Source organism: Aeromicrobium sp. CF4.19, assembly GCF_051262555.1.
Classification (GTDB): Bacteria; Actinomycetota; Actinomycetes; order Propionibacteriales; family Nocardioidaceae; genus Aeromicrobium.
Map to the genome: position 1 here is coordinate 407,383 of NZ_JBIMEU010000003.1, position 21,284 is coordinate 428,666.

Below are 21,284 nucleotides of genomic sequence, written 5' to 3' on the forward strand. Positions count from 1 at the left end.
GGCCGTGAGTCGCGCGGTCCTCCACCCTGGTCCTGATCCGCTCATGAGTGGACCAGGACCTTCAGGGCCTCGCGGTCGTCCATCGCGCGGTAACCCTCGGCCACCTCGTCCAGGCCCACGGTGCGGTCGAAGACCCGGCCGGGGTCGACGGAGCCGTCCAGGACGGCCGGCAGGAGATGCTCGATGTAGGCGCGCGCCGGGGCGGGGCCGCCGGTCAGCGTGACGTTGCCACCGAAGAGGCTGCCGAAGCCGACGGGCGCGTCCTCGTACTGCGGGACGCCCACGCGGCTGATGGTGCCGCCGGGACGGACGACGCCGACGGCCTGCTCGTAGGCCGGCATGTGACCGACGGCCTCGAGCACCTTGGTGGCGCCGTGGCCGCCGGTGAGCTCGCGCACCGCGGCGATGCCCTCCTCGCCGCGCTCGGCGACGACGTCGGTCGCGCCGTACTCGCGGCCCAGGTCGGTACGGGCCTCATGACGCCCCATCAGGATGATCTGCTCAGCACCGAGCTGCTTGGCGGACAGGACGGCAAGCAGGCCCACCGCGCCGTCTCCGATGACGGCGACCGTATCGCGCCTGGTGACCTTCGCCTGGTGGGCGGCGTGCCAGCCGGTCCCGTAGACGTCGGACAGGGTGAGCAGCGAGGGCAGGAGCGGTGAGTCCTCGCCGATGCCGGGGACCTTGACCAGGGTGCCGTCGGCCTGCGGGGCGCGGATGGCCTCGGCCTGGGCGCCACCGACACCGCCGGTCCCCCAGAATCCGCCGTGCTCGCACGACGTCTGCAGGCCCTCACGGCAGAACTGGCAGGTGCCCTCGGAGAAGGCGAAGGGGGCGATGACGAAGTCGCCCTTGGCCAGCGAGGAGACGTCGGAGCCGACGTCCTCGACCACGCCGATGAACTCATGGCCCATCGGCACGCCGTCGGCATCGGCCTGCATGGATTGGTACGGGTGCAGGTCCGAGCCGCAGACGCAGGATCGGACGACGCGCACCAGCGCGTCGGTGGACTCCTGCAGCGTGGCGTCGGGGATCTCGTGGACGCGGACGTCGCCGGCGCCGTGCATGAAGGTCGCTCGCATGGGGGGTCCTTTCGGAGGAGCGGAGGTGGTCGATCATCAGTGAACGCCTCCCGTGCGTCCCGTGGGAGTGTCTGCTCTTCCGGGTAATGCCAGTGCCTCCCACGTCGAGCACTGGGTTCGTACTGTGAAGGCATGGACCAGGACGCTCGCGCCGAGCACCGCAGGCAGGTGAAGGACTTCCTCACCTCCCGCCGTGCCCGCATCACGCCCGACCAGGCCGGTCTGCCCGCCTACGGCGGGAACCGCCGCGTCACGGGCTTGCGACGTGAGGAGGTGTCGATGCTCGCCGGGATGTCGATCGACTACTACGTCCGGATGGAACGCGGAGACCTCTCCGGCGCCTCCGACGGCGTCCTCGACTCCTTGGCCACGGCCCTGCAGCTCGACGAGGCCGAGCGCGACCACCTCTTCGCCCTGGCCCGTACCGCCGGGCCGTCCAAGACCCGGCCCCGAACGGCGGCCAAGGCCGTGCGCCCGGCCGTCCAGCAGGTGCTCGACGCGATGTCCGAGGCTCCGGCCTGGGTGCGCAACGGCCGCCACGACATCGTCGCCATGAATCCGCTCGCCGCGGCCCTGTACTCCCCCGTCCTGGAGTCACCGGTCGCCGGTCCCTCCGGTCGCCGGCCGGCAAACACCACGCGCTTCGTCTACCTCGACCCCGCCGCCCGCGACTTCTTCGTCGACTACGACCGGATCGCCAACGACGCCGCCGCCATGCTGCGCCTGGAGGCGGGCCGCACCCCCCACGACCGGCAGCTCATCGCCCTCGTCGGCGAGCTCTCGACCCAGAGCGAGCTGTTTCGCCAGCGGTGGGCCTCGCAGGACGTGAAGTTCCACCGCAGTGGCCGCAAGCGCCTGCACCATCCCGTGGTCGGTCAGCTCGACCTCGACTTCGAGGCCATGGGCCTGCCGTCGGAGCCAGAGCTCTTCCTCAACGTCTACACCGCCCCGGCCGGCACCCCCACAGCTGACGCCCTGCGCATGCTCGCCAGCTGGGCCGCCAGCCAGGACGCCGAGACCGACTCCAAGCGGCTCGACACCGCTTCCCCCGAGCTCGACTGAAGGAGAGACCATCATGATCATGCGAACACTCGGCACCACCGGGCTCCAGGTCTCATCGCTCGGGCTGGGGTGCATGGGCATCAGCCAGGGCTTCGGCCCGTCACCCGACCGACCCGCGATGGTCGACTTCCTGCGCGAGGCCGTCGCCCACGGCGTCACGCTCTTCGACACCGCCGAGGTCTACGGACCGTTCGTCAACGAGGAGATCGTCGGCGAGGCGCTCGAGCCGCTGCGTGACCAGGTGGCTCTCGCCACCAAGTTCGGTTTCGCCTTCGATGACGCCGGGCGGCAGACCGGGATCTCCAGCCGACCGGAGGACATCCGAGCGGCGGTCGAGGGGTCACTGCGTCGCCTGCGGACCGAGGCGATCGACCTGCTGTACCAGCACCGAGTCGACCCGGACGTGCCGATCGAGGACGTCGCCGGCACGGTCAAGGAGCTCATCGACGCCGGCAAGGTCCACCACTTCGGGCTCTCCGAGGCCGGACCCACCACGATCCGTCGCGCCCACGCCGTGCAGCCGGTGACGGCCCTGCAGAGCGAGTACTCGCTCTTCTGGCGCGAGCCGGAGGAGTCCGTCCTGCCGACGCTCGAGGAGCTCGGCATCGGGCTCGTGCCCTTCAGCCCGCTTGGCCGCGGCCTGCTGACCGGGAAGCTGACGCGGGACTCGACCTTCGGCGAGGGCGACATCCGCGCCACCATGCCACGCTTCGCGCCGGAGGCGCTGGCGGCGAACCTCGACCTCGTGGACCTCGTCACCGCCACGGCCGATCGCAAGGGCGTCACCCCCGGCCAGGTCGCTCTGGCCTGGCTGCTCGCGCAGCAGCCGTGGATCGTTCCCATCCCCGGCACCCGCAGGATCGAGCGCCTGGACGAGAACCTCGGTGCAGCCGATCTTGACCTCTCCAAGGAGGAGGCCGCCGAGCTCACCGCCGCGTCCGACAGCGTCGCCGTCGTCGGTGACCGCTACCCCGAGGCGATGCAAGCGATGATCGACCGGACCTGAACCCGAGCGACTCTTCGTCGAGGACGGGCGGGCGGCAAGAGTTCACGGCCTCACTTCCCTCCGCTCTCGTCCACAGGTGGTCTCGTGGCGGGGGACGGTGTCGGTGGGGTTGTCTATGATGGGAACATCCACTCGATAAAAAGATGGGTCCGATGTCAGCACCCTCGCTGGAGCAGCAGCCCGTCACCACCGGCGGTGACGTGGTCGCGACGCTCGCGCGGGTGCATGCCCTGCTCGACACACTGCCGACCCAGGCCTACGCGGACCTGGCCGGTCGAGAGCAGCGCGACGCTGCCGGGTCACTGGCGAGGTTGAAGGCCCGGGCGACGGCCCACGAGCTCGCGGCGGTCGCGGCCGTGGAAGCGTCCGGCGCGGCACGGCGGCAGGGAGCCTCCTCGACCGGCTCACTGCTGGCGGGTGACTTCGGGGGCGACCGTCGCGGATCGGACGCGGTGGTGCGTGAGTCCAAGCGAGTGCAGACCATCCCCCAGACGCATGAGGCGATGGCCGAAGGACGCCTGTCGGCCCGGCAGGGCAAGTCCATCGGCCGAGCACTCGGTCAGCTCCCCACGACCATCACCGCGACCCAGCGGGAAGCCTGCGAGACGCAGCTGGTCCAGGACGCCCCCACCATGGACGTCAGACGCTTCGAGCGCCACGCCGACCGGATCGTCGGTGGGTTCCTGACCGAGACCGACGACGATACGGCGTTGGACGCGGCCGAGAACGACCTCGTCGAGCAACGCGAACGACGCGCCTGGGCAGCGGCGGACTTCTGGATCGGTCCGGCGGTCGATGGCCTGGTCAAGGGAGGGTTCACCATCCCGGAGGCCCAGGCTGCACAGCTCCGCGTCGCGATGGATGCGCTGTGTGCGCCCCAGGTCGAGATCACCAGCCCCACCACCCTGTCCCGCAGGACCGGAGACGTGCTGCTGGACGAACGACCCTCCTACCGGCGCCGCCAGGGCTGGGCATTCACCTATCTATGCGAGCTCCTGCCCACCCAGAAGCTGCCCGAGACAAACCGCCTCGGCCCCATCCTCACCATCAACCTCGACCACGAGACCCTCCTCGACCGGCTCAAGGTCGCGACGCTGTCCACCGGAGAGCGCCTCTCCGCCGCACAGGCCCGCCGGATGGCCTGCGAGCACCGCCTCCTGCCAGCCGTGCTCGGTGGCGAGTCACTCCCACTCGATCTCGGCCGCGATCGAAGACTCTTCACCCTGCACCAGCGTCGAGCCATCGAGGTCCGCGACAAGGGTTGCGTCTTCCCCGGCTGCGACCGGGCACCGGGTTGGACCGTCATCCACCACGCCCGCAGACGCTGGGCCGACGGAGGGACCACCGACCTGAACGACGGGGTCATGCTCTGCCCCCACCACCACCGGATACTCCACTCCGACGGCTGGGACATCACCTTCACCCCACGAGGCCACGCCGCCCTCGTCCCACCACCATCGATCGACCGCGAACGACGACCCCGCCTGCACGACCGCTTCCACGACACCACCTGACACGCCCGGGGAGAGCTCTACCCGGAGCTCGTCGCCCGACGCGCTGTGGCGGACGAGTGCATGGCTCAGCCCGTGTTGCGCAAGCCCGCGGCGATGCCGTTGATGGTCAGCAGGAGGGCGCGCTGCAGGTCGGGGTCGGGCTCGTCGTCCGTGGTCGCCCGGGTGCGCTCCAGGAGCGAGACCTGCAGGGCGTGCAGCGGGGCAAGGTAGGTGTCGCGCAGGGTGAGGGTCTGCCGCAGCACCGGCGCCGACTCCAGCAGTGAACCCTGCCCGGTGACCCGGAGGACCTGCTCGACCGTGCGGGCGTGCTCCTCACGGATCTGGCCGAAGAGGTGCTGCGCGTCGTCGGGCACGAGCGTCCCGACGTACTCCGCCGCGATGTCCAGGTCCGTCTTGGCCAAGGTCATCTCGACGTTGGACAGGAAGGTGCGGAAGAACGCCCAGGACCCGTACATCTCCTTGAGGAGGTCCTCGCGGCCGTCGTCGAGCGCGGCCGCCAGCCCGGAGCCGACGCCGAACCAGCCGGGCAGGATCATCCGTGACTGCGTCCAGCCGAAGACCCACGGGATGGCACGCAGGTCATCGAGTCCACCGGCGCCCCCAGGACGCTTGGCCGGGCGGGAGCCGATGTTCATCTTGCCGAGCTCGTCCACCGGCGTCGCCGCGACGAAGAACGGCACCAGGGCGTCGTCGCGCACGAGGCCGCGGTAGGTGGTCTGACCGTGGGAGGCGACGAGGTCCATCGTGCCGTTCCAGCCGTCGAGCATGTCCTGCGGCAGCAACGACGTGCGGTGCAGCGCGGACGCCTCGAGCACGGCCGCCAGGGCGCTCTCCAGGTTGTGGCGGCCGAGGCCGGGCAGGGCGTACTTGTCGGAGATGACCTCGCCCTGCTCGGTGATCTTGATCGGTCCGTCGAGGCTGCCGTAGGGCTGGGACATGATCGCCTCGGCCGTCGGTCCACCACCGCGGCCCACCGAGCCGCCGCGTCCGTGGAAGAGCCGCAGGGTCACGCCGTGCTCGCGGGCGATGTCGCGCAGGGCGCGCTGCGCCCGGTGGATCTGCCACTGCGAGGCGGCGATCCCGGCGTCCTTGGAGGAGTCGGAGTAGCCGAGCATGATCTCCTGCACGTCGCCCCTGGCCGCGACGACGCGACGGTACGTCGGGTCGCTCAGCAGCGCCTCCAGCAGCGGGCCGGCGGCCTCCAGCTCTGCGACGGTCTCGAACAGCGGTGCGAAGCCCAGCCGGGCCCACGCCCGGTCGTCGTCGCCGCTGACGTCGAGGAGCCCGACCTCCCGGGCCAGGACGACGACGGCGAAGAGGTCGTCGACGTCGTGGGTCATCGACACGATGTAGGTCTCGATGACGTCAGGGCCGTAGGTGTCCAGCGCCTGGCGGATCGTCCGCATGAGCCCGAGGGATGCGTCCGCCGCCTCACCGAGTCGCTCGGTGCCGGAGCCGGTGAGCGGACGGCGCGCCGACATCTCGCGCGAGAGCAGGGCGATCCGCCCGGGGCGCTCGAGCTTCTCGTACGGCGTCTCCAGCTCACCGGTGCGCGCGTACAGGTCGGCCAGGGCGTCGTGGTGCTTGTCGCTGTGCTCGCGGACGTCCATCGTGGCGAGCCCGGCCCGGAAGGCGACGGCCGCGCGGATGAGCCGCAGCACGGCGCCGTTGCCGGTGAGCTCGCCCGTGGCGTCGGCGCCGGCGAGCATCGAGTCCCGCACGAGGGTGAGGTCCCGCAGCAGCTCGTCGAACCCGACGTAGTCGCGGCCCGGCTCGTGCGGGGTGTCGGCGACGAGGCGGTCACGGGTGCGCTGCAGCCGCACGCGGACGAAGCTGAGCTTGAGCCGGTAGGGCTCCTCGGCGTTGAGGCGCCGGATGGCCTCCCACGTGATGGGCAGCGCCTCGGCGTCCTCCTCCAGGCTGGCCTGCAGCTCCGGCGTGGGGGTGACGACGCGGGTCGTCGCGGTCATCTCGGTGAGCAGCTCGTCCACCATGTCGATGAGCTGCTCGAGTCCGGCGACGTGCTGCAGCTGCTGGATCTCCAGCGTGACCGCGGGTGTGACGTTGGGGTTGCCGTCACGGTCGCCCCCGGCCCAGGTGCCGAACCGCAGCGGACGGGCCGCGGCGGGCAGCTCGACGCCGATGTCCCGCAGCTGGCGGTCGAGCTCCTCCAGCAGGTCCGGCGCCACCTCCGAGGCGATGGAGCGCAGGTAGTAGACGGCTGTGCGGGCCTCGTCCTGCGGCTCGGGGCGGACGACGCGCAGCTCGTCGGTCTGCCACAACAGGTCGACGAGCTCGGCCAAGCGTCGCTCGTCGCCGCGGGACTGGGCGGCGAGCCGTCCTGGGTCCTGCGTCACAGCGATGGTCTCAGCGACCTTGCGGAGCAGCCGCATCACCGAGCGCCGGCTGGCCTCGGTGGGGTGGGCGGTGAAGACCGGCCGGTACTCCAGCCGCTCCAGCACGCCGTCGAGCGTCTCGCGGTCCAGGTCGCCCGCGTCCAGCGCCTCCTTGATGCGGCCGATCGTCCGAGCGAGTGGACCGTCCTCGTCGGCGGTCAGCTCGCGCCAACGATGCAGCTGCTCGGCGATGTTGGCCAGCTGGAAGTAGGCCGCGAACGCGCGCGCCAGGACCACGGCAGTGTCCGGGTCGACGTCGGCCAGGAGGGCGTGCAGCTCCGCGTCGTCGGGCTGGCGGGCCAGCCGGCGCACCTGCTCGACCAGCTCGAGCAGGTCCGGCCCCTCGTGCCGCTGCAGTGCCTCGCCCAGCAGCGTGCCCAGCTGGCGCACCGACGCACGCAGCGCGGTGTGCTGCTCATCGGACGCGACGCCCTGCGCGAACAGGGAGGCGTCGGGCTCTCGGCGGTCGGAGGCGAGGATCTGCTCGGGCGTGCGCTGGCGAGAGGGCATGAGGCCAGTCTGCCGGGCCCGCGTTGCGGACGTGTGACGTGGCGTCGAGCCAACCCAAGAGGGACGTTCGAGGTGACGCGCAGGGCCGACAGGGTCTGCCGACGCGGCGCGGGACGGTCGGACGCCGCTCAGAGGCTCTCGACGTCGGCGGCCACCCGGCGGTGCGCCTCCCAGATCTCCTCGGGCAGACCCTCGAACTGCTGCAGGTGGGCCTCGCGGAAGCCGATCTCCTGCCGCCAGCGCTCGCCGTCCAGGGAGAGCACGGTGTCGAGGTCGTCGGAGTCGATCACGAGGCCCTCCAGGTTGAGCTCCTCGCGGGTGGGCAGGATGCCGACGGCGGTCTCGCGACCGGTCACCTCACCGGCGCGCAGCTGCATGAGCCACACGAGCGGGCGCAGGTTCTCGCGGTAGCCGGGCCACAGGAAGCGGCCGTCGTCGCCGCGCTGGAACCAGTTCACGTGGGCAAAGATCGGCGCCGTCGTGGCACGGCCGATGACCTCCAGCCAGTGCCGGGCGTAGTCCGCCTCGTCGTAGGACATGAACGGGCGCATCGACATCGGGTCGTAGCGCAGCACGCCCTCCAGGCCGTCGGCGGCGGCGGTGGCCTCGGCGCCGAGCGTCAGCCCGTCGTACACGCCCTCGGCGACGTCGTGGATGGCGCGGATGAGCGGCTCGCGGTCGCGGGTGCGACCGCCGAAGATGATGCCGTGGATCTCGACCCCGGCCGGGTCCTCGAAGTCCTCGGCGACGTTGGGCACGTTCTCCAGCGTCGTGGTGAAGCGGCTGTTGGGGTGCGCCCACGGTGCGTCGGCCTCGTCGGCGGGCCGGTCGGCGATGTGGTCGCCCTTCCAGTCCGTCCAGCCGTCCAGGTCCGTCGGCTTGTCCGACAGGCCCTCCCACCAGACGTCCTGCGTCTTCTCGTTGTACGCGACGTTGGTGAAGATCGTGCCCGTCCCGGGCGCCATCGAGTCGATCGCGGTCGGGTTGGTGGCGATGTTGGTGTCCTTGGCGACGCCGAAGACCCCGTTCTCGGGGTTCATGCCGTAGAGCTTGCCGTCGTCGCCGACCCACAACCACGCGATGTCGTCGCCGTAGAAGGAGACGTGGTACCTCTCGCCCATCGCGTCGGGGGCCAGCGTCATGGCCAGGTTGGTCTTGCCGGACGCGGAGGGGAAGCCGCCACAGATGTTGTGCTTCTCGCCGGTCTGCTTGTCGGTGATCGAGAGCAGCATGAACTGCTCCACGAGGAAGCCGTTCCGCCAGCCGTCGTAGGAGCCCTGGCGCAGGCCGTGGGCGATCTTGCCGAGCAGCGCGTTGCCGCCGTAGGAGGACCCGAAGTGCAAGATGGTGCGCTCGTCGGCCACGGTCACGAAGTAGCGCTGGTCCTCCGGCGTCCCCTGGCCGAGGTTCTCCAGGTCGCCGGTGACGTGCACGGCCTTGACGAAGGAGTCCCCGAGGTCGTTGACGTACTCGACGCCAACGCGGGACATCCGGATCATCTGCAGCACGACGTTGCGGTTGTCGGTGAGCTCGACGCCCGCGGCGAGCTTCTCCAGCGGGGAGCCCTTCGGCGCCATCAGGTAGGGAATGACGTACATCGTCTTGCCCTGCGAGGAGCCGGTCATCAGGTCGATGAGCTTGGGCTTCATCTCCGCGGCGGGGCGCCAGTTGTTGTAGACGCCCTTGTCGCCCTCGTCGTTGGTGGCGACGATGGTCCGCTCCTCGGCCCGCGCGGTGTCCTTGTGGTAGCTGCGGGAGTAGTAGCGGCCCTCCCCCGCGGGCAGGAGCTCTCCGGCCTCGAGCGACTCGGCCACCAGCCGTGGGTCGTCCGAGGCGTTGACGACCTCGACCCGCTCCGCCCCGGTCACGCCCGCCCAGTGCTCGACGTACTCGCGCACGTGCGGGTTGGTCACTCCTGCTGCATCGAGTGCTGCTGCCACGTCTGACATGGGATCGATCCTCTCGTTGCCCGGTCGGTGGCTGCACGCTACCCGGGTTGACGATTTCTTCAACTTTCGCCTGCACGATGGGAAAAGTGCCGGCGAGCCCTCACGTCGGTCAGGTCCTACGCTGGACCGATGGCGGACATGGCGGACAAGGCCGACGACGTGGGCCGAAAGGTCGACCACAGCGACGGCCTGGACCACGCCGTCCGCTTCGGCATGGTGGTCTTCGGCCTGGTGCACCTGGTCATCGCCTGGCTGGCGCTGCGGCTGTCCTTCGGCAACGGCTCGCAGGAGGCCAGCGGGACGGGTGCGCTGCGTGAGCTGGCGCAGCAACCCTTCGGTGCCGTGCTGCTGTGGCTGGTGGCCGCGGGCATGACGCTGCTGGTGGTGTGGCGGCTGCTCGAGGCCGCGGTGTCCCACCGCCACGACGACGGCGTGACGCTGTGGCGCGAGCGGGCCGTCGACGTGTTGTCAGCCGTGATCTACGGCGCGATCGCGGTCAGCGCGGTCAGCGTGGTCACGGGCTCCGGCTCCGGCGGTGGCTCCTCGACCGAGGACACGATGAGCGCGAAGGTCATGCAGTGGCCGGGCGGTCAGTGGCTCGTGGCCGCGGTCGGGCTGGGGATCATCGGCTACGGAGCGACGCTGGTGGTCCGCGGCCTCGGTGAGAGCGTCACCGAGTACCTGCAGACGCAGGGACAGACTGGTGTCGACGGCCGCTCCTACGTGCTGCTCGGCAGGGTCGGCCACGTCGCCAAGGGTGTCGTCATCGGGCTCGTGGGCGGCCTGTTCGTGTTCGCCGGCCTCACCCACGACCCGAGCGACTCCGGTGGTCTCGACGAGGCCCTCACCACGGTGCTGGGCCAGCCGTTCGGCCCCTACCTGCTGGCGACGATGGCGCTGGGCATCGCCGCCTACGGCGTGTTCTGCTTCGCCTGCGCCAGGCACCTCGACCGCTGAGCACCTTCTGCTCGATCCGAGGCTGGTCCTCGGTCCCGGCGCGGAATCCCTCAGCGACCTTCCCGCTCGTACTCCTGCTCGACCGTCGCCTTGTGCGGGCGCCACCACGCCTCGTGCTCGCGGTACCAGGTGATCGTCTCGGACAGGCCTGCCTCGAGGTCGGTGTGCTGCGGGCGCCAGCCGAGCTCGTGGCGCAGCCGGGTGGCGTCGATGGCGTACCGGACGTCGTGACCCGGGCGGTCCCGGACGTGGTCGAACGCGTCGGCCGACTGCCCCATCAGCTGCAGGACCATGGCGAGCACCTCACGGTTGCTGTGCTCGCCGTCGGCGCCGACGAGGTACGTCTCTCCGATCCGGCCGGCCTCGATGATGCGCAGCACCGCCGCGCTGTGGTCCTCGACGTGGATCCAGTCCCGGACGTGGGCGCCGCTCCCGTACAGGCGGGGCCGCCGGCCGTCGAGGATGTTGGTGACCTGGCGGGGGATGAGCTTCTCGACGTGCTGGCGCGGACCGTAGGTGTTGGAGCAGCTGCTGAGCGTCGCGCGCAGACCGAAGGACCGCACCCAGGCCCGGACGAGGTGGTCGGCGCTCGCCTTGCTGGCGGCGTAGGGGCTCGATGGCCGGTAGGGCGAGGCCTCGGTGAAGCGGGTCGGGTCGTCGAGGGCGAGGTCGCCGAAGACCTCGTCGGTGGAGACGTGGTGCAGGCGGACGTCGTGACGACGGCACGCCTCCAGCACGACGGCGGTGCCCACGATGTTGGTGTCCACGAAGGGACGCGGGTCCCGCAGCGCTGCGTCGTTGTGCGACTCCGCGGCGCAGTGGACCACGACGTCCTGGCCGGCCACGAGCTCATCGACCACGGCCACGTCGCACACGTCGCCGCGGACGAACCGCAGGCGCTCGTCGGGGACGCCGGTCAGGGAGTCACGGTTCCCGGCACCGGTGAGCTTGTCGAGCACGGTGACGACGGCATCGGTGTGGGCGATGAGGTGGTGCACCAGGCCCGAGCCGATGAAGCCCGCCCCGCCCGTGACCAGCACCGCTCGCATGTCGTGAGGCTACCGACCCCACGAGCGTCGGTGCGGACCAAGGGACCGGAGGATCAGCGCGAGGCGGCGGGGATGGCCGCGAGCCCGGCGTCGTCGGCGGAGTCCAACCCGGAACCGCTGCAGGTGCGGATCTCCGGGATCCGGGTCGCGGCGACCGTCGCGAGGAGCATGCCTGCGGCGAGCACCAGGAAGCCCGCCGTGTAGCCCACCTCCAGCGGGAGGCCCGTCGACCCGACCTGGGCCGTGACGACACCCGCCATCACGGCCGAGCCGATCGAGCCGCCGATCGTGCGGATGTTGGCGTTCATCCCGCTGGCCACCCCGGTCTGGTGCGCCGGGACGGAGGCGATCACGACGTTCGCGAGGCTGGAGAAGACCAGACCGCCGCCGACGCCCTGGATCGTCGTGGCGACGTAGAGCTGCCAGGTGGCGTCGTGGAACAGGGCCATGGAGCAGAACGCCACGGCGTTCAGGAGCGTGCCGGTGACGATGACCGAGCGGGCACCGAACCGGCGGATGAACCGGGCGGTGAGGAAGCCGACGCAGAAGCTCGCCGCGGCCGAGGGCAGCAGGAGGCGACCGGACTCGGTGATGCTGGCGCCGAACCCATAACCCGCGGACGGGGGCGTCTGCAGGAACTGCGGCAGGAAGCCGAACCCCGCGAACATGCCGAACCCGACACCGGCAGCCACGACGTTGGTGGTCCACACGCCGCGCAGCCGCATCATGCGCATGTCGATCAGGGGGACGGGGACGTGCAGCTCCACCCACACCCACAGTGCGGCGAGGGCGGCCGCGGCCGCAAGCAGGCCGAGGACCGGCAGGGACGCCCAGCCCCAGACGTTGCCCTCGCTGACGGCCAGCAGCAGGCACACCAGCCAGCCCGAGAGCAGCAGCGCGGGGGTGACGGGGATCCGTCCGGGGGTGAGGACGGGTGACTCCGGCACGAGCAGGGCGGCACCCAGGGCCGCGACGGCGGTGACGATCATCGGGAGCAGGAACAGCCAGGCGTAGCCCAGGCCGGCGACGATCGGGCCGCCGAGGACGATGCCCACGCCGAAGCCCACGGCCGCGAGGGAGGCGATGATGCTGAGGGCGCCGCTGCGGCGGTCGTCGTCGAACTCGTCGCGGATGATCCCGAAGGACAGCGGCAGCACGCCGCCGCCGGCGCCCTGGACCACGCGAGCCACGATCAGCCAGCCGATCGACGGGGCCAGCGCGGCCATCAGGGAGCCCACGGAGAGTGCGCACAGGGTCAGCACCATCATCCGCCGCTTGCCGACGGCGTCACCGATCCGTCCGAGCAAGGGCGTGCAGATGGAGGCGGAGAGCAGGTAGGCCGTGAGGACCCAGGTCGTGGTCGTCTGGTCGGAGTCGTACCGCTCCTGGATCAGCGAGAGCACCGGGATGATGAGTGACTGCAGCAGCGTGAACGAGGTGACGGCGAGCGTGAGGACGGCGAAGGTGACCGCCTGACGAGCGCGCGACGACACGGACCGGCCTGCCTTCCATGGACGGAAGCCGTCCACCCGGGGGCGACGGCGAGAGAAAAAGGTTGCGGCGAGCAACCTCGCCAGCCTACCGGACCGTCCCGCCCAGGGCCTCCTCGTCGGCTGTCGCCTCGCTCACGTGGCCACGGATGCGGACGGCACGTGGTGGAAGGCAGCTCAGGTGCCCACCAGCTCGCCGGTGATGCGGGCGTCGTGTGCCGGCACGACCGTCACGCCCGGCATCTGGTCCAGCCGGCGCAGCGTGCGGTGGTTGCGGCTGATGGCGCGCTGGTCCCGCCCGACGACCCGCTCGAAGGAGCGGAGCGGCAGTCGGCGCGACAACGGCAGCCCGCCCGGCGTGGCGTCGGTGTAGCAGCTGGCGTCGAAGACGGCGTCGCCCGCGTGGACGATCGTGCCGCCATCGGCGTCGACGGCCACGGCGGCGTGACCGCGGGAGTGGCCGGGCATCGGCACCAGGGCGATGCCGGGCAGCACCTCGTGCGCGGTGAGTCCGTAGCGCCACTCGTCGCCGCGACCGTCGTGGGTGCGCACCACCGGCTGGTGGGCCAGCTGTCCGGTGCGGTAGCGGGCCTTGTCCAGCACGTCGGGCGAGGTGACGGCTGCGGCGTGCTCGTAGGCCGTCATGTGGATCGTGGCGGCCGGGAAGTCGGCGATGCCACCCACGTGGTCGAGGTCGAGGTGCGTGAGGACGACGTGGGTAACCTCCTCGGCGTGGTGGCCGCGAGCCTGCAGCTGACGCAGGGCCGTGTGGGCCTCGTCGCGCACGGGTCGCAGCAGGTGACGCATGGGGCCGAGGCGGTCACGGGGATCGGCCAGGTCGGCCGTGCCGAAGCCGCTGTCGACGAGCACGAGCCCCATGTCGGTGTGGCAGAGCAGGACGTGGGCGGGGATGGCCGGCATGCCGGGTGGGGTCATCAGTCCGCAGCTGAGGTGCTCAACGCGCATGCCTGCATCCTCGCGCATCCGCCGCGGTGGTGTGCGGGCCTTGGCGCGTCCGAGGGTCGTTCGGCGTGGCCGCCGGCGGTGCTCGCTGGGTTGGAGTGGGCGGCGCGTGGGCGCGGTCCGGAGGTGGCGGACCGCCCGATTCGTCGGTGGTGAGGTGTTCTCGCTATCCTGTTCCGGTTGCCGGTCGCCACGGCCGGCAGCGGGGAGATGTCGCATAGTGGCCTAGTGCGCCCGCCTGCTAAGCGGGTTGAGGTTCAAACCTCTCGAGGGTTCAAATCCCTCCATCTCCGCCCCCCGCTGTAGGAGCCAAGAACACGGCACCACAGCAAGAGCCACGCTAGTTGCCGATCGCCGGTGCCGGGCGGAGCTCGCTCCGCCCGCAGGAGGTGACCGGTGCCGGGCGGAGCTCGCTCCGCCCTCACGGGGTGACGCTCGCCGAACCACGCCGTGGGCTGACCGCACAGCCGACCTACGCCTCAACCATCGAGGCCGCTCAGCCAACGTGGTCTCGATACCCCCCTGCAGAGCTCGCGTCGCACGCGCTCCTGCCCCGTCGGTCAGGGGCGACGACTCGGCTCAGCCGGCGAGCTTCTCTCCCACGCGAATGGCGCGCTCCACGAGGTGGTCCAGGGCAGCCAGGTCGTCGCCGTCGAGCTCGGTGGACTCGCCGGTCACCTTGCCGACGCCGTAGGGGTTGCCGTCGGTGAACTTCAGCTGGTCGGTGTAGCCCGGGGGCACGATGATGCCGCCGAAGTGCGCGAACGTCGTGTGCATGGCCAGCAGGGTGGACTCCTGGCCGCCGTGCTTGGTCTGCGATGACGTGAAGGCGGTGTAGACCTTGTCGGCGAGCCTGCCCTGGCCCCACAGCGGGCCGAGGGTGTCGATGAAGCCCTGCAGCTGGCTGGTCACGTGGCCGTAGCGCGTGGGGGAGCCGAAGACCGCGACGTCGGCCCAGTCCAGGTCGTCGGGCTCGGCGACCGGGCGGTCGGCGATGTCCGCCTGGTGGTTCTTCCAGGCCTCCTGGGACTGCACGACCTCCTGCGGCGCGGTCTCGCGGACGTGCCGCAGGCGCACCTGGGCCCCGGTCTTCTCGGCCGCAGCGGCCACCCGCTCGGCCATGGTGTGCGTCGTGCCGTACGAGGAGTAGTAGATGATCGCCACGTTGGTCATGGTGGTCCTCCTTGGTCGTCGGTCAGGTCGCGTCACGGCCGTGCTCGCGCACCGGACATGACGTCTTCAGGCTTGCACGGCCCGACCGGCCCCGCAGTGCTCGTCGGATCTACGCGTGCGGGGCGCTCTGCCGGTCCGGTGCCTGCACGAGAGCGCGCGAACCGGGGTGGGCCGGGTCGATGCCGTGCCCGATCCACGCGATGAACGCCACGACGATCGCGACGGACGTCATCGCCTCGCCCATCTGCTCCACGAGCGTGACGGGCAGCCACCACGAGGACTCTCGGCCCACCAGGTTCTGGATGGCGTCGGCGCCCACGCCGAAGAACACGCCGGTCGCGAGGATCAGGACGAGGGCCGTGTGCACCCCGCGTGTGGCCGGCCGGGCCACGGCCGTCCCGGCGAGCGCGATGGCGAGACAGACGGACCCGACCGCCGCGAACGCGAGCAGCTCCGAGAGCGTCGGCATGCCGGGGAACAGCTCCGTGGCCAGGCGTCGCGCCAGGAGCTCGTGGAACTCCTCGGCGTCGTCGTAGAGCAGCAGGGCGAGGATCACGGCCCACACGAGCAAGGACCATGCGCGCTCCCGCACCGAGAGGGCGATCGCCAGCAGCATGCCCCAGAACCACATCGCCCAGCCGAACAGCGAGAGCATCCCGGCCTCGAGCCAGATGTCCCAGATTCCCCGGTCGCCCCAGTGCCACGCGGACAACGGGTGCATCGCGAACAGGCCGGCGACCGTGACGGTGAGCAGCACGGCGACCGCCGCGACTGCACCGTCGGTGCGCAGGATCCGGGCCACCTGCCGGAGGTGATTCATCGGCATGCCGAGCCGCCGGGAGGGCGCAGTCTGGTGCAGGTGGGGCACACGGCTCCGTTCGGGGTCGTCGGGTGCGGAGAGCCGCCAGCCTAGGGCACCGCGTTAAGGAAATTCTCATCATCGCGGCGGCCCGCGGTCGTTCCTGCGATCAGGCGTCTCCGCCGCCTCCGGGCTCCCAGCGCTGGTACCCGTGCGCGGTGTTCATCCGGTCGTAGACCTCCCGCACCATCTCCTGGGCCCGACGCCCCAAGGGGGCCAGGCCGACGCGGTGGCTGGGACCGTTGTCCGCGCGGAGCAGGAGTGCCCCGTCCTCCAGGGCGACGTTCTCGACGTCGAGCCACCGCACCCGGACCCGACGACCGCGCAGGCCGTGCTCGTCGAGCCGGACCACGACGGGTGGGCGCGCCACGACGTAGCCGGCGACCAGCAGCAGCAGGACGACGAGGACCGCCAGCAACGCCGACGTCAGCAGGAAGCCGAGGAAGGCCAGCACCGCCGCGGCGATGACGAGGGCTCCGGTCATCACGGCGGCGTGTCCGCGGTCGAGGCGGTAGATGCTCACGCAGAGGGGGCGGGATTCGAACCCGCGGCTGACATTTCTGCCAGCGACCGCTTTCAAGGCGGTTCCGATCGGCCGCTCCGGCACCCCTCCACGCCACGTCGCTGAGCGGCGCGGCGTCCGCCCATGATCTCACCTCGACCCCGAGCCGGCCGTGAGGGCCCCGTGGCCGAGCGGGTGCGGCTACTTCAGCGGCGCGAGACGGCCGGGCTCCACGCGACGCTCCTGCACCATGGCGCGCGAGCGACGGGAGCGCTGTCGCAGGGCCACGTGGCGCAGGGCCAGGCCCACGGCGACGCCCAGGACGATGGAGTAGACGGTGGAGAGCGCGATGTAGGAGGGGTACGCGCCCGGGGAGACGAGCGAGGTCGTCATGACCCCGGTGCCGAGGACGGCGAAGACGAGGACCCACCAGCCCTCACGGCGCTGGGACCGCAGCGAGATGCCCACGATGAGCGCGGGGAACCCGATGAACACCTCCACGGGGCGTGGCACCCCGCGGAAGGTCTGGCGCATCCAGATGACCAGGTCGGTCAGCCCCTCCACCAGCATCTGCGAGCCGTGCGTGCGCACGAAGCTGGAGTAGGCGAGCAGGAGCAGCAGCACCCCGGCCACACCGAGCAGGATGGTGAGGTTCTGGCGACCGAGGCCGTGCAGCCCCGCCCCCAGGTTCCAGACGATCGCGATGGCCAGGGCCAGTGCCACGGCCAGCACGAAGAGGTTGAACCGTTGGTAGTTCACCGGCGCGTTCCAGGCGGCGACCGCGATGGTTCCGCTGCCGGCGACGCTGATGGCGATGAAGAACTCGCGCAGGACCGCCGGAACGGTCTCCGCAGGCTTGGTGACCACGACGGCCCACGTCGCAGCCAGCACCGCGGTGCCGATCGCGGCGGCCGAGATGAGCAGGCTGGCCTGGGTCGCGATGGCCGCGATCCCCAGCACCGTCGCCGCGACGGACCAGATGCGCATGTGCCCGCCGGCGCGGTGGGTGAGCCCGAGGCTGAAGACGACGAGCAGCATGGCGGCCGAGGGACGCACGAGCCATTGCGGTGCGTCGACGGCGACCAGGGACGTCCCGGCACCGATGGTCGCGAGCACCCACAGCACGAACACGGCCACCATGGCGGTGCGCGCGGAGTCGGGGGAGCCCAGACGCGGAGCGCGTGTGGGCACGTCGTAGTCGGCCGGGACGTTCGTGTCGAGTCGACGGCGGCCGGGCTGGTGGGCGCTCACGATCGGCCCATCCGGCGGTTGTCCAAGGACGGGTTGACGCGCCGCGCCCGGGTCACCGCGTCGGGATCGATCTCCACCGTCACCAGGTCTTCCTCGTCGGATCCCCCCTCACCCACGACAGTACCGAGTGGATCGACCACGAGGGAGTGCCCCGTGTACCGCTCGCCGCCCTGGGCCGCGGCGGCAACGTGCACGACGTCCTCCAGCGCCCTGGCGGTCAGCAGCGTGCGCCAGTGGTGCAGCTTGCCCTCGCCGGCCACCCAGGCGGCCGGCACGACGAACAGCTCTGCGCCGGCATCGACGAGGGCGCGGCCCAGCTCGGGGAAGCGCAGGTCGTAGCAGGTCATCAATCCGGTGCAGGTGCCGGCGACGTCGATGGTGACCGGCTCGAGATCACCCCCGCGCAGCCGATCGGACTCGCGGTACCCGAAGGAGTCGTAGAGGTGGATCTTGCGGTAGGTGGCCTGCAGCGCGCCGTCCGGGCCGGCGACGACGAGCGTGTTGTAGGGGACGTCGTCGGTGCGCTCGAACATGCCCGCGACGACCGTGGCTCCGAGCCGTCGGGCGTGGGCGGTGACGTCGGCGACGAAGGGGCCGTCCAGGGGCTCGGCGTGGCGGGCGAGGTCGTGGTCGGGGGAGCCGAAGTCATGCATCGTCGCCTCCGGGAGCACGACGAGGTCCGCCGCGCCGGGAGCAAGGGCGTCGAGACGATCACTCACGAGGCGGCGGTTCTGGCTCGAGTCGATCGTCGACGCGAGCTGCACGAGGGCCACACGCATCCGTCCATTCTGGCAGGGCCGGTCTGAGAGCGGCCTGAGGCCACCGGCGGTGTGACGGGGCTCCCACCCGGCGGTCATCGCTGCGTGCCCTAGCCTCGAGACCATGCGTGCCGTGCTCGTGAGCTCCCCCGGTGACATCGATGCGCTCGAGGTGGTGGACCACCCTGCGCCCGAGGCGGGTGAGGGGGAGGTGCTGGTCGACGTCCGCGCCGCCGGGGTCAACCGTGCCGACCTGCTGCAGCGCCAGGGCCTGTACGACCCGCCGCCGGGGGCCACCCCCGTGCCGGGCCTGGAGTGCTCGGGCGTCGTGTCGGCGCTCGGTCCCGGCGTCGAAGGTGTCGCTGTCGGTGACGAGGCCGTGTGCCTGCTCAGCGGTGGCGGCTACGCCGAGCAGGTCGCCGTGCCGGTCGGCCAGCTGGCGCCGGTCCCGGCCGGCGTCGACCTCGTGGAGGCCGCGGGCCTCATGGAGGTCGCCGCGACGGTGTGGTCCAACGTCTTCATGACGGCGCGGCTCTCCGAGGGCGAGACGCTGCTCGTCCACGGGGGCGGCAGCGGCATCGGCACCATGGCGATCCAGGTGGCCAAGGCCCGCGGCGCCAGGGTCGTGGTGACGGTGGGCTCGCCGGAGAAGGCGGCCTTCTGCCGCCAGCTCGGCGCCGACCTGACGATCGACTACAAGGAGCAGGACTACGTCGAGGTGCTCAAGGGCGAGAAGATCCGCCCCGACGTCATCCTCGACATCATCGGAGGCAAGTACCTCCCCGGGAACGTCGCCGCGCTCGCCACCGGCGGCCGACTCGTGGTCATCGGGATGCAGGGCGGCGCCAAGGGCGAGCTCAACCTCGGGCAGCTGCTCACCAAGCGCGCGAGCGTCACCGCCACATCTCTGCGGGCCCGACCGCTGGAGGAGAAGGCCGAGATCGTCGCGGGCGTGGTCGAGCACGTGTGGCCGCTCGTCGAGGCCGGAACCGTGCGGCCGATCATCGACCGGACCGTCCCCCTGGCCGACGTCCGCGAGGCCCACCGGGTGCTGGAGGAGTCCAGCCACACCGGCAAGGTGCTGCTGACGCTCTGAGCTCCACCCCTCGGGGCGTCAGGACGGGCTGCTCGCGCGAGCGCGATGTCCGGGCACGACCACGTCGGCGACCGTCGTGGCGGTGGTCCGGACGGCCCGGTCGAAGATCGGCATCGCCAGCACGGCCAGCACGAGTCCGGAGATCGCGAAGGCCGCCACCGTGGCGGTGACCGCACCGAGCCCGGCCCGCTCGAAGACACCCTGGGCGACGAACACCACCGGGATGTGCAGCGCGTAGACGGCCAGGCTGTGCCGGCCCAGCAACGCCGCATGGCCCGGGCCCCGCTGGACCAGCGAGAGCACGGCCCACGAGCAGATGGCCGCGGCGCCCAGGCAGGAGAGGCGCACCGCGAGGGCCAGCACCGTCGGCTCGCCCATCGAGGCCGCGTTGTCCGCACCCCGGAACCACCGTGGGTCCAGGCCCGAGGCGACGACGAGACCGGTGATGGCGATGAGCACCGTGACGGCGGGGAGCATCGTGGCCGGCCCGGCACCGGCGGTGCGTTGCAGCATCCGAGCGCCATAGAGGTGCCCGGCGACGAAGAACGGCCAGTAGCAGAGGGCCCGTGACCAGGCGAGCAGGTCTCCGTCGTCGACCGGGATGGTGACGGCCACGACCGACGTCGCCACCGCCACGGGCAGGGCCGCGTGGCCCAGCCGCTGCACGAGCGGGAGCGACGCGATCCACCAGCCCATCGCCAGCAGGAACCACAGCCCGTACACCGGATGGACGAGGGACTCCGGGGTCAGCGAGCCGCCCCGCGCCAGGAGGTAGGCGACCTGCAGGATGCCGTAAAGCGCCACCATCTGCACGATCCGGTGCGTCATGTTCCGCGCCCTCGCCACGACGCCCGCGAGCAGCACGAACAGGGGCATGTGGAACAGGTAGAGGAACGTCAGCATGCTGCGCTGAGGCTCCTCGTACCAGCCGGAGTACAGGCCGTCGGGGGGTGCGCCGCCGGAGGTCTCGAGGAAGTGCCCGATGACGACTCCCGCGATCAGGACACCCTTGAGGACGTCGAGTCGACGGTCGCGCGTGGTGGAGGGCATCTGCACGACGTCACCAGATGCCGACCCGGTTTTCAAGGGCTGTGCCTCAACTGCCGCGTGGCGTGTGAGGGACCTCTCGTAGTCTGGCCGGCATGAGCCACACCCCTCAGGAACCGACCGTCCCCGGGCAGGACCTGGCCGCCGCGAGCGGCGGCAAGCTCTCGGACCTGGTGGAGCAGCCCGCCAAGGTGATGCGGATCGGCAGCATGATCCGCCAGCTGCTGGAGGAGGTGAAGTCGGCGCCGCTGGACGACGCCAGCAGGGCCCGCCTGCGCGAGATCCACGAACAGTCGATCACCGAGCTGGAGGACGGGCTCGCCCCCGAGCTCACCGACGAGCTGCGGCGGCTCAGCCTGCCCTTCGACGCGGAGTCACCGAGCGACGCGGAGCTGCGCATCGCCCAGGCCCAGCTGGTGGGCTGGCTCGAGGGACTGTTCCACGGCATCCAGGCGGCGCTCTACGCGCAGCAGGTCCAGGCACAGGCCCAGTTCCAGAACATGCGGCTCGCGCTGCCGGCCCCCGGGGACGGTCCGCATGACGATTCGACTACTTCCCCCGAACCCCCCTCGGCGGGCGGGATGTACCTCTAGAGTTGCGGCCACGCGCGACAGGGAGGG

At 71.2% G+C, this 21,284-nt stretch carries 18 protein-coding genes and 2 tRNA genes; 7 read left to right on the plus strand and 13 right to left on the minus strand.

The annotated features are described in order from the left end of the window. Positions 1-41: 41 nt before the first annotated feature. Entirely contained in the window at positions 42-1,082 is a 1,041-nt protein-coding gene (locus ACHAAC_RS09670) for a zinc-binding dehydrogenase (RefSeq protein WP_435715918.1), read from the minus strand. A gap of 132 nt (positions 1,083-1,214) precedes the next feature. Between ACHAAC_RS09670 and ACHAAC_RS09675 the strand changes: the two genes are divergently transcribed. The 3 genes from ACHAAC_RS09675 (at position 1,215) to ACHAAC_RS09685 (ending at position 4,664) form a co-directional block, all read left to right on the plus strand. Continuing rightward, positions 1,215-2,144: a helix-turn-helix transcriptional regulator gene (locus ACHAAC_RS09675; protein ID WP_435715919.1), complete on the plus strand. Its 930-nt coding sequence runs from the start codon at positions 1,215-1,217 to the stop codon at positions 2,142-2,144. Positions 2,145-2,157: 13 nt separating this feature from the next. After that, positions 2,158-3,150, plus strand: a complete 993-nt coding sequence (locus ACHAAC_RS09680) for an aldo/keto reductase (protein ID WP_435715920.1) — start codon at positions 2,158-2,160, stop codon at positions 3,148-3,150. 152 nt (positions 3,151-3,302) lie between these two features. After that, positions 3,303-4,664, plus strand: coding sequence for a DUF222 domain-containing protein (locus ACHAAC_RS09685; RefSeq protein WP_435715921.1), 1,362 nt, complete (start codon positions 3,303-3,305; stop codon positions 4,662-4,664). A gap of 65 nt (positions 4,665-4,729) precedes the next feature. On the opposite strand, the gene ppc is transcribed toward ACHAAC_RS09685, so the two are convergent. Next, the gene (gene ppc, locus ACHAAC_RS09690; RefSeq protein ID WP_435715922.1) at positions 4,730-7,570 is read right to left on the minus strand and encodes a phosphoenolpyruvate carboxylase; all 2,841 of its coding nucleotides are present in this window, start codon (positions 7,568-7,570) and stop codon (positions 4,730-4,732) included. A gap of 128 nt (positions 7,571-7,698) precedes the next feature. Further along, positions 7,699-9,519, minus strand: coding sequence for a phosphoenolpyruvate carboxykinase (GTP) (locus ACHAAC_RS09695; RefSeq protein ID WP_435715923.1), 1,821 nt, complete (start codon positions 9,517-9,519; stop codon positions 7,699-7,701). Between the two features lie 129 nt (positions 9,520-9,648). Between ACHAAC_RS09695 and ACHAAC_RS09700 the strand changes: the two genes are divergently transcribed. Then, positions 9,649-10,476, plus strand: a complete 828-nt coding sequence (locus ACHAAC_RS09700; protein WP_435715924.1) for a DUF1206 domain-containing protein — start codon at positions 9,649-9,651, stop codon at positions 10,474-10,476. A gap of 50 nt (positions 10,477-10,526) precedes the next feature. Here the strand turns inward: ACHAAC_RS09700 and rfbB are convergent, their stop codons facing one another. The 3 genes from rfbB to ACHAAC_RS09715 all read right to left on the minus strand — a co-directional run bounded on the left by rfbB (position 10,527) and on the right by ACHAAC_RS09715 (position 13,981). Continuing rightward, positions 10,527-11,525 carry a dTDP-glucose 4,6-dehydratase gene (gene rfbB, locus ACHAAC_RS09705; protein ID WP_435715925.1) on the minus strand — a complete coding sequence of 333 codons (999 nt, stop codon included), beginning with the start codon at positions 11,523-11,525 and terminating at the stop codon, positions 10,527-10,529. Positions 11,526-11,578: 53 nt separating this feature from the next. Continuing rightward, the gene (locus ACHAAC_RS09710; RefSeq protein WP_435715926.1) at positions 11,579-13,018 is read right to left on the minus strand and encodes an MFS transporter; all 1,440 of its coding nucleotides are present in this window, start codon (positions 13,016-13,018) and stop codon (positions 11,579-11,581) included. Positions 13,019-13,192: 174 nt separating this feature from the next. Then, positions 13,193-13,981: an MBL fold metallo-hydrolase gene (locus tag ACHAAC_RS09715; protein WP_435715927.1), complete on the minus strand. Its 789-nt coding sequence runs from the start codon at positions 13,979-13,981 to the stop codon at positions 13,193-13,195. Positions 13,982-14,184: 203 nt separating this feature from the next. Between ACHAAC_RS09715 and ACHAAC_RS09720 the strand changes: the two genes are divergently transcribed. Next, positions 14,185-14,271: transfer RNA gene (locus ACHAAC_RS09720), tRNA-Ser, on the plus strand. Between the two features lie 286 nt (positions 14,272-14,557). Here ACHAAC_RS09720 and wrbA read toward each other — a convergent pair. From wrbA to ACHAAC_RS09750, 6 genes are all read right to left on the minus strand, one after another. Then, positions 14,558-15,151, minus strand: a complete 594-nt coding sequence (gene wrbA, locus ACHAAC_RS09725) for an NAD(P)H:quinone oxidoreductase (protein WP_435715929.1) — start codon at positions 15,149-15,151, stop codon at positions 14,558-14,560. A gap of 109 nt (positions 15,152-15,260) precedes the next feature. Continuing rightward, complete coding sequence (locus ACHAAC_RS09730) at positions 15,261-15,971, minus strand: hypothetical protein (protein WP_435715930.1); 711 nt, start codon at positions 15,969-15,971, stop codon at positions 15,261-15,263. Positions 15,972-16,119: 148 nt separating this feature from the next. Further along, positions 16,120-16,533 (minus strand): hypothetical protein, encoded by a 414-nt coding sequence (locus ACHAAC_RS09735; protein WP_435715932.1) that lies wholly within the window; start codon positions 16,531-16,533, stop codon positions 16,120-16,122. 1 nt (position 16,534) lies between these two features. Beyond that, positions 16,535-16,623, minus strand: a tRNA-Ser gene (locus tag ACHAAC_RS09740). Positions 16,624-16,713: 90 nt separating this feature from the next. Continuing rightward, positions 16,714-17,763, minus strand: coding sequence for a hypothetical protein (locus ACHAAC_RS09745; RefSeq protein WP_435715933.1), 1,050 nt, complete (start codon positions 17,761-17,763; stop codon positions 16,714-16,716). Further along, on the minus strand, positions 17,760-18,542 hold the full coding sequence (locus ACHAAC_RS09750; protein WP_435715934.1) for a carbon-nitrogen hydrolase family protein: 783 nt from the start codon (positions 18,540-18,542) through the stop codon (positions 17,760-17,762). Before ACHAAC_RS09750 ends, ACHAAC_RS09745 begins: the two co-directional genes overlap by 4 nt. Before the next feature lie 103 nt (positions 18,543-18,645). Between ACHAAC_RS09750 and ACHAAC_RS09755 the strand changes: the two genes are divergently transcribed. After that, positions 18,646-19,617, plus strand: coding sequence for an NAD(P)H-quinone oxidoreductase (locus tag ACHAAC_RS09755; RefSeq protein WP_435715935.1), 972 nt, complete (start codon positions 18,646-18,648; stop codon positions 19,615-19,617). 18 nt (positions 19,618-19,635) lie between these two features. On the opposite strand, the gene ACHAAC_RS09760 is transcribed toward ACHAAC_RS09755, so the two are convergent. Next, positions 19,636-20,667 carry an acyltransferase family protein gene (locus ACHAAC_RS09760; protein WP_435715937.1) on the minus strand — a complete coding sequence of 344 codons (1,032 nt, stop codon included), beginning with the start codon at positions 20,665-20,667 and terminating at the stop codon, positions 19,636-19,638. Positions 20,668-20,759: 92 nt separating this feature from the next. Here ACHAAC_RS09760 and ACHAAC_RS09765 point away from each other — a divergent pair, with 92 nt between their 5' ends. Further along, complete coding sequence (locus ACHAAC_RS09765) at positions 20,760-21,257, plus strand: bacterial proteasome activator family protein (protein ID WP_435715939.1); 498 nt, start codon at positions 20,760-20,762, stop codon at positions 21,255-21,257. Positions 21,258-21,284 lie beyond the last annotated feature (27 nt).